Raw genomic sequence first — 11,490 nt, 5'->3', positions numbered from 1 at the left:
AGTGGTTGATAGAATTGGGCCTTGTTGCGCGGTCAGCCTCCCACAAATGGTCGTCCATGGCGAGGACCACTTTCGGTGATAGGGAGACTTACGGCGCTATCCTGTCTTAAAGCTGTCTTTGTGCTCACTTGATCCCGGGCTGGGTACAAAAAAGGCCGAAGCCACCAACGGCTTCGGCCTCAATCTCTCGTCCTTCATGCATCACCTGTCATGCAGGTTTCCGAGCTCACATGGGGCAGGGGCATGAGGAACACTCCGGTGATATCAGTGCGCCATGATGCAAGGCACGGTCATCGATTGCAGCATGCCACGCGTGGCACCGCCCAGAATGAATTCACGCACACGGCTGTGGCCATATCCACCCATCACAGCCAGATCAATCTGGTTGTCGGAGATATAGTTGAGCAGTGCATCAGAAACCCCGGAGGCCGGTGCTGGAATTTTCTCGACGCTGACCTTGACCCCATGTCGAGACAGATACACGGCCAGATCGGCGCCCGGATCACCGGGAAGATGCAGCTTCTGGGCTTCCACCATCACTACCAGCACTTCATCGGCCATTTCAAGGATCGGCATGGCGGCATGGATGGCGCGGGCTGCTGTTTTGGAGCCATCCCAGGCAACCATGACCTTCTTGGCGGAGAAATGCTCCGTTCCGACATAAGGCACGATCAGGATTGGTCGGCCGGAATCAAACAGAGCCGCTTCAATCAGTTCGGCGCGCAGAGGCTCGGGCCGGTCCGGATTGTCCTGACCCACCACCAAGAGATCGCACATGCGGGTATGATTGACGAAAGTGTCCAAACCGCCGGGCGTCAGATCCATCAGCCGTGTTTCGAAGGCGTTGGCTGACCGCTCGCCATACTCGCTGAAGCGTTCCAGGGCTGAGTGAGCCTTTTCCTGAGCCCGGTTACGGGCATCGGAAATGAACTGATCTGGCACCGGCTGCACCATCAGGGCAGGAACGACGGGCTCGATCAGCGGCGAAACGCCGGTCAGATGGGCATCGAGTTTGTTGGCTAGCTCACTTGCAATCTGCACCGGAGCAGTTGTCAGATCGGTTTCGATGTCCAGAAGGCAGATGATTTCTTTGATGGCCATTTTTGGCCTCCTCTCCCAAATGTGTCCGGTGAATGGGGAGCCGGACTTGATTGGCCTGCAGACGGATCGTCCCGAGCTTGTCTGTCGCTCAATTTTGATTGGATCCTCGAAGCCGCAGGCGGGGCTTCTGAACAAACTATGGCCTATCGCTTCGGACCCCTGCTTTGATAGGGATCAAGCGAAAAGGGAATTTGCAAAGGCGTACAAACCACTTTCGTCGTAGAGCTGCGTAGCTGGCCTGTACCGCGTCATGGTGGCAATCTGCAAAGCGGTGATTTGTCAGGGTACAAACACCACCAAAGCCGCCACCTGCTAGGGATAAAATCGGACAAGTGTCTGGTCTGGCGGTATTTCTTGATGATCACGAGATGATGGACATTTTTTTGCCGCTTCATGACCAGTTCGAGCGGGCGGCCGCGGTTATGGTGTCGATGTCTCCATACAGGGGGCAGCTCTGCTCCTCATCAGGGTCCTTTGAACTGGTCGGTTGACAGCACGTCACTTAACGCTGTGGTGCCATCGTCCCACTGATCGCACCAAGGAGGGGATTTCGTTGTTTTGAAGGCCTACTCCTGACCAAGATACCGCAAGAAGACCAACTGGGTGTCGCCATAGTTGCGTTGATCAAGGTTTTCAAAGCCCTGCGGGATCGCCAATTCTGCTTTGGCATCCTCTTCCCAGACAATCAGGGCGTCGGGGACCAGCCAGCCACCATCAACCGCACTTTGCAGCGCTTGCTCGCCGAGAGCCTTTAGGTACGGCGGGTCCATGAAGACCAAATTGAATGGTTCGATTGTGCCTGCCGCTCCAAGTTTGGTTGCGTCACGCCGAAAGATCTTGGCGACACCATTCAGACCCAACGTCTCCATGTTGGAGCGGATCAGGCCGCGCCCCTCGATGCCATCCTCGACAAACAAAGCGGCTTTTGCGCCGCGTGACAAAGCCTCACACCCAAGCGCTCCTGTTCCGGCAAACAGATCCAGCACCCGTGCATCCGTCACCGCATGATCATAGGAATGGGCCAGAATGTTGAACAGGGTCTCCCGCACCCGATCCGTCGTCGGGCGGATCGACTGGCTTTTCGGACTGGCGAGGGTCTTGCCTTTGAGGCGGCCACCAACAATGCGCATGCTTTGGCTTTCTCTTGAGAAGGAGGGCTGGGATTGTGTTTGTGAAGAGAAGGAAAAAGGGGCGATGTCGCCCCTTTTTGGTCTTTCAGTGTGGGCTAGTCGCGTCCGCGCGGCCCGCCGGGCTTGCCACCAAACTTGCCAGATGGACGACCACCAGACGGACGACCGCCATCACGACCGCCCGGACGACCACCAGAAGAGCGTCCACCCGAAGGGCGACCCCCGTCACGGCCCCCATCGCGGTTGTCAAATGAACGGCCACCTTTGTTGCCGAATTTGCCAGCTGGTTTGCCACCCGGTTTGCCAGTTGGCTTGCCAGTTGTTCTTGCGGCAGGCTTGCGCTTTTCGATCCGAGCATTCGGATCGAGCAGATCCGTCTTTTGCGGACGACCACCAACCTTGCGGACTGATTTGCCAACCGGCTTTTTGCCATCGGCCCCTTCTTCACGATAGGTGAAGCTGGTCCGGCGTGGCGCTGCCGGGTCAAACGGCTTGCGTTCGGCATACGGAATGGCATTGTAGCTTGGGCGTTCCGGACGATCACCACGATCACCACGATCACCACGATCACCACGATCACCACGATCATCGCGATCCCGGCCAAAGCCGCGACCACCGCGCTCTCCGCGATCACCCCGGTCAGGACGGTCACCCCTGTCGCCACGATCAGGGCGATCCCCACGCTCACCGCGCTTGCCGTCTTTGGTGTCGGAAAAGGCGCGTGCCCCTTCCTTGGCCGACATGAAGCCTGCACGCGTTCCACCGGACGATTTGCGATCCTTCTTCTCCGGCTTGACTTCTTCTGGCTTGGGCACTTCGGTCATGATCGGCGCATCGAAATCGGCCCCGGATTCTTCCACCAGACGCTCACCGAGCTGGTCGCGCAGCACGCGGCTCTTCACTTCCGATGCCGAACCTTCCTTCATGTCGAGCAACTGGAAAGGACCATAGGAGACGCGGATCAGACGGTTCACTTCAAGGCCAAGATGCCCCAAAACCTTCTTCACTTCGCGGTTCTTGCCTTCACGCAGGGCAACGGTGATCCAGACATTGTCGCCGACTTCGCGTTCAATCTGCGCGTCGATCGAGCCATAGAGCACGCCTTCCAGAGCCACACCCTCGGCCAGCGTATCAAGCTGGGCCTGCGTGACCTTGCCATAGGCCCGCACGCGATAGCGACGCAGCCAGCCGGTGGTCGGCAATTCCAGAACCCGCGCCAAACCGCCATCATTGGTCAGTAGCAACAGGCCCTCGGTGTTGATGTCCAGACGCCCGATGGTGATGACGCGCGGCAAACCCACCGGCAGCTTTTCAAACACCGTTGGCCGACCTTCCGGGTCGGACGTGGTGGTCACCAGACCACGCGGCTTGTGATACATCCACAAACGGGTCCGCTCTCGCACCGGCAGCGGTGCGCCATCGACCAGAACCTTGTCTTTTGGGTGAATATTGATCGCCGGGCTGTCAAGCAGCTTGCCATTGACGCTCACGCGGCCTGCCTTGATCCAGTTTTCTGCGTCACGACGTGAGCACAGGCCCGCACGTGCCATGATTTTGGCAATCCGTTCGCCTTCTTCCAGAGCACGGGTCGGTGGTGTGTAGGCCGGGCCTTTGGGCTTGTCGGCTTGGGCGGCTGGACGATCTTTAAATGGGCGATCTTTGAAAGGACGGTCCTTGATCGGGCGATCCGGACGGCCGCGGCCTTTGTCATCGCGTGGGCCCCGATCATCGCGCGAACCTCTGTCGCTGCGTGGGCCTCGGTCATCGCGGGAGCCTTTGTCGTAACGGGGGCCTTTGCTGAACCCACGACCCTCTTTGCGGTCATCAAACCGGCGCTCGTCCGACCGGTTTCCGGTCCGGGGCTCGGTCTTGCGATCACCTGGCTGGCGCAAGGCGCGCTCATCCGGCGTCTCACGGCGTGCATCGACGTTCGGAGACCAGCCGTCATCCTTGCGGTCGCGGCCGGAAGGCTTGGCGTTGGGTTTGTCCTTCGTCCATGACCCTTTTTTCTTGAAAGATCCGGACTTTGATGAATGATGGGCGCCATCCCGGCGCGCATGTTTGGATGCGTCTGGCGACCTCGCGTCGGCAGAACGGCGTCCTTTTTGAGCAGATTTGCGTTCCATGGCGAAAGCCTTTACCACAGGTTCATAAGAAAAATCGAGAAGAAAGTGGAAAGGTCAGCAATGTACAGACCGCATGGTTATCAAGTTGATCGGGCGCAGCGCAAAAGCTTCATGGAATTGGCGCTTGATGAGGCGCGTCAGGCGGCTCTGTTTGGCGAGGTGCCCATCGGTGCTGTGCTGGTTCATGACGGGCAAGTCATCGCCAAGGCTGGCAACCGAACCATCGCGCTGAATGACCCCACAGCCCATGCAGAAATTCTGGTCATCCGGGAAGGCTGCACCCACTTCCAGTCCCAAAGACTGCCCGATTGCGATCTCTATGTGACGTTGGAGCCTTGCCCGATGTGTGCGGCGGCCATTTCCTTTGCCCGCATCCGGCGGCTTTATTATGGGGCACAGGATGTGAAGGGTGGCGCGGTCGAAAGCGGTTCTGCCTATTTCAGCCAGTCCATCTGCCACCACGCGCCGGAGGTCTATTCCGGCATCAATGAAACCCAATCAGCGCATTTGTTGCGGGATTTCTTCCGCCAGCGCCGTGATTGAAGCGATCTGATCGCAGGGGCCAATCAGGTCTCATCCTCATCTGGCTGATAGATCAGAATGTCCCCGGGCTGACACTCGAGCACTTCGCATATCTTGCTCAGGGTTTCAAAGCGAACCCCTTTCACCTTGCCCGATTTCAACAACGAGACATTCTGTTCGGAAATGCCGATCAGCTCCGACAGGGCCTTGGACTTCATCTTGCGCCGGGCCAGCATCACATCCAGTTCGACGATTATTGCCATCGTGCCATTGCCCTCCTTGTCTTTGTCCCTTTGTGGCCGGGAAGGACCAAGCGGGGGCGGGATTCGGGGTCTGCACCATTCATGTCACATGATTCCTCGTATTCTCCAATGATCGCACAGTGGGGCAAAGCCTCAAATGAACTGGTTGTTTTCTTCCTGCAGGCGAGCCGCTTCGCGCATCACCCAGCCCAGCGTCATGAACATCACACCGAAAATAATGAAGAAGATCTCGCCGCCCTCCAGTTCAATCGCCAACTGTCGCTGGCCCTCAGGCAGATCAAGGGTGGTCAACACAGAGGCCACGGGTTCCTCCAGAAAGTCCATCAATCCGAAGACGACAAACCAGATCCCACACCAGACCATCGCTGACAGGGTCTTGGAGGAGAAGAAATCAAGGATTTGCAGCCGGGCAAAGACACTGCGCATATACCAGAGCGTCATCAGAAACGTCCCGACACAGGCATCATAGAAGAAAGCCAATGTCCAGCGCTGAAGCTGTGGCACATCCCCATAGGTGCGTCCGCTATCGCCAAAGTCGATCACTTCATTGCCTGCTTCGAGCCAGTCGGGATTGAGCAGCAGCAACAGCACCAGGATGCCAATCAGAAAAACCAGCGCCATGAAGGTCGTCAGAACCCATTTCATGATGCCACTGACCCGCGCGATGCGGCCAATCCGGACAAGCTGTTCACCCGATTGCTTCGCCATATCTGTCTTCCCTCAAAGAGTGCCTGAACATTTTCGCCAGAGAAACTGCGGAAATGTTTGGAGATTTTTGTGAACCGGCCACGCTTTTAGCGCGACCAATGGAAAGTGGACAGTGATTTTTTGAAAAAACCACTTGACTTATGAATGAACATATATGATTTAAAAATTATCGTCAAACGATAATAAATAAGAAATAAACAGTGATTTATGATCGTTTGAAACTTGGTGGGCAGTGCCGACCGTCTCTATCGCGAGTTGACTAGAAAATACATCTGAAAGGGCGCTCAGAATAAGAGCGTAATGAAATCATGGCTTTGAACACCATTTCCTCTCTGTCCCTTGCCGCTGCCGCCGGTTGTCTCGTTGCATCTCTTTTGCCGATGCACGCCCAGTCCGCGGATTTCCCTGATATGCCCGGCCTCTACAGCACGCAAGGCCCAGCTCCTCAACTTCGTTGGGAAGGGGGGTATGTCGGCGCACAGGTCGGTGGCGGTCACCTCTTTGGCGAAGTCAAGGCAACCGGCACCAAGGAATATGTTGGAGGCGGCACTGCTGCCGGACTCTTTGCGGGTTACAATTGGCAGATGTCACGCGCCGTCCTCGGCCTTGAAGGAGACTTCACCTATCTGGGCCACAAAAAGACCTTCAACCACGCCACTTTGGGCACTGTGCGGGCCAAAAATAACTGGTCCGCAGGCCTGAAGGGACGCGTCGGTCTGCCGATTGATCGCTTCATGCCTTACCTGTCCGCTGGCGTCACGTTGGCCGACTTCGAACTGAGTGCCAACGGTGCCAAGAAGGACACCACCAACTTGTCTGTCAATTTCGGGGCCGGTGTCGAATATGCCCTGTCCGATACGGTCCATCTGCGGGCTGACTATTCGATCAATGGCGTCAACGACATGCGCAAAAATTTCGGCGGCACCAGCGTCAAGAGCACCGCCGGCAGTCATCGTCTGATGCTCGGCGTCAGCTATCAGTTTTAACCGAGAACCCGGCAGGCATGGGGACCGAGTGATGAAGTTGCTGGCCAAAAGAAGAGACCATCCACCCCAAGGGCTTTTGTCGCGGCTTATTGGCTGGCTCAGTCTTTCAAGCCTTTTGGCAGCCTTGATCCTCATGATTGCCTTGCTTGCCGGGTAACCCTTTTTCTCCAAGGAGAGAGACAATGAATGCTTTGTTTTATCTGAAATGCCTCAGCCTCATCTGTTTGCCGAGCTGGAGAATGAAATGGCAGGCACAAAAGGAATGGCGCTTCTTTGGCTAAAGCCCAAGGGCCTCTCCCTTGTGCCTTTGGCTCACCCTTGGCAGGATGGTTGTCACCTTTCCTTGCCAACGGACCCTCAAGTCATGAGCAATCTCCAGTCGCCCGCCACCACCGCTTCTTCGCCTTCTCGTGACACGTATGATGCTCTGCCCGACATGTTCCCCGGTTTCGAGCGTGCATCACTCACCATTGATGACCAGACCTTTTTCCTGCGCACTGGTGGCCATGGCCCGCCTTTGTTGCTGTTGCATGGCTATCCGCAAAATCATGTTTGCTGGCATCGGATTGCCCCCGACCTTGCTGATCATTTCACGTTGATCATCCCTGACCTGCCCGGCTATGGATACAGCAGCCTGCCAATGGCCACCCCCGAAGAAAAGCCAAGCCACGAAGCCTATGCCAAGCGTCACTGGGCCGATTTGTGTGTCGGGCTGATGGCCCGGCTGGGCCATGAGACCTTTGCTGTGATCGGCCATGACCGGGGCGGGCGCGTCGCCTATCGCATGGCCCTCGATCATCCAAAGTGCGTCACCCGGCTCATCTGTCTTGATATCATCCCGACCCTTGATATGTGGCAGGGCATGAACGCCTCGCGCGGTATGGCGGCCTATCATTGGCAGTTTCTGGCCCAACCCTATCCGCTGCCCGAACGGCTGATTGCAGCCGATCCCGCCATGTATCTCGACCATACCATCGCCAGTTGGGCTTTGAATCGTGATCTCTCGGCATTTGATGCCGATGCGATGGCCCATTATCGCGCAACCTTCACCACTCCGGACCATATTCATGGGGTCTGCGAGGATTACCGCGCCGGGTGGGGGATCGACCAGCAGATCGACCAAACCGACCGGGAGAGGGGCAAAAAGATTGCCTGCCCGACCATGGTGATCTCTGGCCCGGCCAGCAAAACCTCAGATGCAGATGGCCAACGGGCCATCTGGAGCCAATGGGCAAGTGATCTCACTTGCCACACGGTGACCGCCGGGCATTTCGTTGCTGAGGAAGCACCCGAAGACTGCCTTGTATTGATACTGGACTTTCTTTCTCGCGCCTGACATGTCAACGCAAAGCGGACCCGATTGCGCTACGGGGATGGCCTGTGGCATCTTCGCGCTCTCATGGGATGCACCGTGCTGATTCTGTTTGTCAGCCTTGCGTCCCCTTTGACCACCAGCCCCCGCAAAGAGCCCGTATCCATGACCGAGACCGTCTCAAGCATCCTGCAGCTGGATGAAGCCACCATCAACAAGATCGCCGCTGGCGAAGTGGTGGAACGGCCCGCAAGCGTCGTCAAGGAGCTGGTGGAAAATGCCATTGACGCAGGCGCGGATCGGATTGAGGTGATCACAGAGGGCGGCGGCAAAAATCTCATTCGGGTGATCGACAATGGCAAGGGCATGACCCGCGCCGATCTGGGCCTTGCGATCCAGCGTCATTGCACCTCCAAGCTCGATCCGGATGATCTGATGGATATCCGTCATCTGGGCTTTCGTGGCGAGGCCTTGCCTTCCATTGGCTCCATCGCCCGCCTGACCATTCTGTCACGCCACGCAACCGAACCCCATGCCTGGGAAATCTCGGTGGAAGGGGGCCGGGAAACAGACCCCAAACCCGCAGCACTGACTGCGGGCACCCGGATCGATGTCGAAGATCTGTTTTTCACCACCCCTGCGCGGCTCAAATTTCTCAAGACCGACCGGGCGGAAAACACCGCCATCTCTGATGTGGTCAAACGCATTGCGCTGTCCAACCCTTCCATCCGCTTCACGGTCACCGGCGCGGACCGCTCGCGCCTTGACTATCCGGCTGCCAAAGGCCCGGACGCCCATCTGGTGCGGATGGGGCAGGTGATGGGCAAGGCGTTCCGTGATAATGCAGTTGAGATCGATGCCTTGCGCGACACGGTGCGCCTGACAGGCTTTGCTGGACTGCCAACGCTGAACCGCGCCAACAGCCTGCATCAATTCATCTTCGTCAATGGACGCCCGGTGCGCGATAAGATGATGCTCGGGGCCCTGCGCGGTGCCTATTCCGATTTTCTGGCCGGTGGTCGACATCCATGCGCGGTTCTGTTCATCGATCTCGACCCTCACGAGGTCGACGTCAATGTTCACCCCACCAAGGCTGATGTCCGCTTTCGTGATGCGGGCCATATTCGCGGGCTGGTGGTCGGGGCCATAAGGCAGGCTTTGCTTGAAGCGGGCCATCGCTCCTCGTCTACGGGCGGCGACAACACCCTTGGGGCCTTGCGCCCGGACGGCATGCGCGACACCCAGATGGCACAGGGTCACAATTCTGCAGCCCCATTCCGCCCAGCCCAACCCTATCGACCGCAAGCGCCGATGGACTGGGACTGGCGGCAAAGCGTCTACCGTCCCACCCAAGATCAGGATGAGGCGGCGACACCCGGGGCAGCGCCCGCCATGGCGGAGCAACCACAACAGGGTTTCTCACCATTTGCGGATAGCCATGATGGCGGAGTTCCCGCAGCATTGGATGTCCCACCCATGCAGGGACGCATGGCTGACGTCGCTGGCCCATCCGCCGACACGCGCGCCAACATGGCAGAACCGAGCCATGAGCAACTGGCCCGCCCGCTTGGGGCTCCACGCGCCCAGATTTTCGAGAATTATATTCTCGCCCAGACCGATGATGGCTTGGTGATTGTCGATCAACATGCCGCCCATGAGCGTCTTGTCTATGAAAAGCTCAAGGCTTCACTGGCCAAAAAGACCATCGCCCGACAGGGTTTGCTGATCCCCCATGTGGTTGAAATGGAGGAAGACGACGTCGCCCGCCTCGAAGAGGCCAGCGATCAACTGACCGAGCTCGGCCTGACGCTCGAAGCCTTCGGCCCCGGTGCGGTCGCCGTGCGCGAAACCCCTGCCATTCTGGGTAAACCCAATATCGAAGCGCTCGTGCGTGACATCGCCGACGATCTGGCCGAATGGAACAAGGCCACCCGGATTGAAGAAAAGATCCTCCATGTTGCCGCCACCATGGCTTGCCACGGGTCAATTCGCTCCGGTCGCCGATTGCGTCCTGAGGAAATGGACGCCCTGCTCAGGGAGATGGAAGCCACCCCCCATTCGGGCCAGTGCAACCATGGCCGCCCCACCTATGTGGAACTAAAGCTTGGCGATATTGAACGCCTGTTTGGCCGTTCCTAAGCCTTGGAATATTGCACCTCTCTTGATCGGCGGCCCTTTCGTCATGTCCCTGTCACACAAAACAGGGAAAGGAAGGTCACCTTGGCGCAGCTACAGCCAGCGTCAGACGATCAAGGCCCCAACTCGGTCATTCATGGGCTGGGGCTGGAGCAAGGATAGAGGACAAAATCGGCATGCGGCATCTCCAGCACACCTTCATGGCGGCGCAATATTCCTTTGCGGGCTTCAGGCGGTTGCTGGAGGAAACGGCGGCGCAGGCAGAGATTATCTTTTTTGTTGGGCTTCTCGGTCTTTATGCGCTTATCGGGGCCAGTCCGTTGCAGTTTGTCATTCTGAGCTTCCTGTTTCTCACCACGATCGCTCTGGAAGCGCTGAATACTGCCATTGAGGTGCTTGTGGATCACCTGACAAATGAATATGCGGAATTTGCCCGACAGGCCAAAGATCTAGGTTCCTTTGCCGTCTTTTGTAGCTTGACTATGATGAGCCTTTTCAGCCTTTATGTCCTATATCTGAATCTTTGAGGACTGCTGCGCATCCATGAGAAAATCAAACCCGCATGTCACTTCCACCCGCAATCATCTTTCCCCTCTTGTCCGGGCGCGAAAAGGCGCGCTGGGCGTTGCCTTGATGTTTGGCGCCTTTCTGGCCATTTTCGGACCCCGTTCTGAAGTCAGCGTCATGTTGCAAGCCATGATCCTTGCTGGTGGCTTTGTCTGCTTCGGATTGGGCTGGGCCGGTATCTCCCAGGCCTTGATGGGATGGTCGAAACAATATGACTACGATTTCGAGAAATGCGAAATCCGTCAGGTGTCCGGCACCATCTTCGGACGCTCGCGTCCCTATGTCGTGCCCTTCATCCGCATTGAGGGCCTTGAAGTCCAACCGGGCAACATCACCGGAGAAGGGGCTTTGGAAGGCGAGGGGATGATTGAAGTCATCGCCCCTGATGGTCGTGCCTTCGTTCGCGCAGGTATGTTCGAGACCATGGAAGATGCTGAAGAAATGGCTGTAAAATTGCGTAGTGCAATCGCCGCTGCCAAGAAAGCAGTGGGGATTGAGTAAAATTACGGCAACCATTTGCATCAGGAATCATGCTGATGCATCTTTTGTCGAAAAAAATTTGTAGAATTGGCGTCAGATTTGAGCCATCGCAATTGCCTTGCACCATGGAAGCATGTTTGATGGGGGCTAGTCTTAAGA

At 57.2% G+C, this 11,490-nt stretch carries 11 protein-coding genes; 6 read left to right on the top strand and 5 right to left on the bottom strand.

The genetic code is table 11. The annotated features are described in order from the left end of the window. Positions 1 to 264: 264 nt before the first annotated feature. The 3 genes from FDK21_RS13180 to FDK21_RS13170 all read right to left on the bottom strand — a co-directional run bounded on the left by FDK21_RS13180 (position 265) and on the right by FDK21_RS13170 (position 4,357). Positions 265 to 1,101 (bottom strand): universal stress protein, encoded by an 837-nt coding sequence (locus tag FDK21_RS13180; protein WP_114009744.1) that lies wholly within the window; start codon positions 1,099 to 1,101, stop codon positions 265 to 267. Positions 1,102 to 1,667: 566 nt separating this feature from the next. Continuing rightward, positions 1,668 to 2,297 carry a 16S rRNA (guanine(966)-N(2))-methyltransferase RsmD gene (gene rsmD, locus FDK21_RS13175; protein ID WP_281405410.1) on the bottom strand — a complete coding sequence of 210 codons (630 nt, stop codon included), beginning with the start codon at positions 2,295 to 2,297 and terminating at the stop codon, positions 1,668 to 1,670. A 29-nt stretch (positions 2,298 to 2,326) separates the two neighbouring features. Then, positions 2,327 to 4,357, bottom strand: coding sequence for a pseudouridine synthase (locus tag FDK21_RS13170; RefSeq protein ID WP_138148943.1), 2,031 nt, complete (start codon positions 4,355 to 4,357; stop codon positions 2,327 to 2,329). 60 nt (positions 4,358 to 4,417) lie between these two features. On the opposite strand from FDK21_RS13170, the gene FDK21_RS13165 reads away from it, so the two are divergent. Further along, positions 4,418 to 4,900 carry a nucleoside deaminase gene (locus FDK21_RS13165; protein WP_246657573.1) on the top strand — a complete coding sequence of 161 codons (483 nt, stop codon included), beginning with the start codon at positions 4,418 to 4,420 and terminating at the stop codon, positions 4,898 to 4,900. Positions 4,901 to 4,923: 23 nt separating this feature from the next. Here FDK21_RS13165 and FDK21_RS13160 read toward each other — a convergent pair whose 3' ends face one another. Both FDK21_RS13160 and FDK21_RS13155 read right to left on the bottom strand, forming a co-directional pair. After that, entirely contained in the window at positions 4,924 to 5,142 is a 219-nt protein-coding gene (locus FDK21_RS13160) for a helix-turn-helix transcriptional regulator (protein ID WP_114009748.1), read from the bottom strand. A 132-nt stretch (positions 5,143 to 5,274) separates the two neighbouring features. Next, complete coding sequence (locus FDK21_RS13155) at positions 5,275 to 5,850, bottom strand: DUF2975 domain-containing protein (protein WP_138148941.1); 576 nt, start codon at positions 5,848 to 5,850, stop codon at positions 5,275 to 5,277. Between the two features lie 308 nt (positions 5,851 to 6,158). On the opposite strand from FDK21_RS13155, the gene FDK21_RS13150 reads away from it, so the two are divergent. From FDK21_RS13150 to FDK21_RS13130, 5 genes are all read left to right on the top strand, one after another. After that, positions 6,159 to 6,836, top strand: coding sequence for an outer membrane protein (locus FDK21_RS13150; RefSeq protein WP_138148939.1), 678 nt, complete (start codon positions 6,159 to 6,161; stop codon positions 6,834 to 6,836). A 244-nt stretch (positions 6,837 to 7,080) separates the two neighbouring features. Continuing rightward, positions 7,081 to 8,172 carry an alpha/beta hydrolase gene (locus FDK21_RS13145; protein WP_246657572.1) on the top strand — a complete coding sequence of 364 codons (1,092 nt, stop codon included), beginning with the start codon at positions 7,081 to 7,083 and terminating at the stop codon, positions 8,170 to 8,172. Between the two features lie 141 nt (positions 8,173 to 8,313). Next, on the top strand, positions 8,314 to 10,287 hold the full coding sequence (gene mutL / locus FDK21_RS13140; protein WP_138148937.1) for a DNA mismatch repair endonuclease MutL: 1,974 nt from the start codon (positions 8,314 to 8,316) through the stop codon (positions 10,285 to 10,287). A gap of 173 nt (positions 10,288 to 10,460) precedes the next feature. Continuing rightward, a complete protein-coding gene (locus FDK21_RS13135) occupies positions 10,461 to 10,811 on the top strand; it encodes a diacylglycerol kinase (protein WP_138148935.1) in 351 nt (116 codons plus the stop codon). A 16-nt stretch (positions 10,812 to 10,827) separates the two neighbouring features. Continuing rightward, positions 10,828 to 11,352, top strand: a complete 525-nt coding sequence (locus tag FDK21_RS13130; RefSeq protein WP_138148933.1) for a hypothetical protein — start codon at positions 10,828 to 10,830, stop codon at positions 11,350 to 11,352. Positions 11,353 to 11,490 lie beyond the last annotated feature (138 nt).

Source organism: Cohaesibacter sp. CAU 1516, from assembly GCF_005771485.1.
GTDB lineage: Bacteria > Pseudomonadota > Alphaproteobacteria > Rhizobiales > Cohaesibacteraceae > Cohaesibacter > Cohaesibacter intestini.
Note: the sequence above shows the minus strand (reverse complement) of the source record. Positions and strands in the feature narration are given on the sequence as shown.

Coding starts and splice junctions, on each gene's coding strand:
- FDK21_RS13180 (WP_114009744.1), bottom strand. CDS start 1,101: ATGGCCATCAAAGAAATCATCTGCCTTCTGGACATCGAAACCGATCTG.
- FDK21_RS13170 (WP_138148943.1), bottom strand. CDS start 4,357: ATGGAACGCAAATCTGCTCAAAAAGGACGCCGTTCTGCCGACGCGAGG.
- FDK21_RS13165 (WP_246657573.1), top strand. CDS start 4,418: ATGTACAGACCGCATGGTTATCAAGTTGATCGGGCGCAGCGCAAAAGC.
- FDK21_RS13160 (WP_114009748.1), bottom strand. CDS start 5,142: ATGGCAATAATCGTCGAACTGGATGTGATGCTGGCCCGGCGCAAGATG.
- FDK21_RS13155 (WP_138148941.1), bottom strand. CDS start 5,850: ATGGCGAAGCAATCGGGTGAACAGCTTGTCCGGATTGGCCGCATCGCG.
- FDK21_RS13150 (WP_138148939.1), top strand. CDS start 6,159: ATGGCTTTGAACACCATTTCCTCTCTGTCCCTTGCCGCTGCCGCCGGT.
- FDK21_RS13145 (WP_246657572.1), top strand. CDS start 7,081: ATGGCAGGCACAAAAGGAATGGCGCTTCTTTGGCTAAAGCCCAAGGGC.
- mutL (WP_138148937.1), top strand. CDS start 8,314: ATGACCGAGACCGTCTCAAGCATCCTGCAGCTGGATGAAGCCACCATC.
- FDK21_RS13135 (WP_138148935.1), top strand. CDS start 10,461: ATGCGGCATCTCCAGCACACCTTCATGGCGGCGCAATATTCCTTTGCG.
- FDK21_RS13130 (WP_138148933.1), top strand. CDS start 10,828: ATGAGAAAATCAAACCCGCATGTCACTTCCACCCGCAATCATCTTTCC.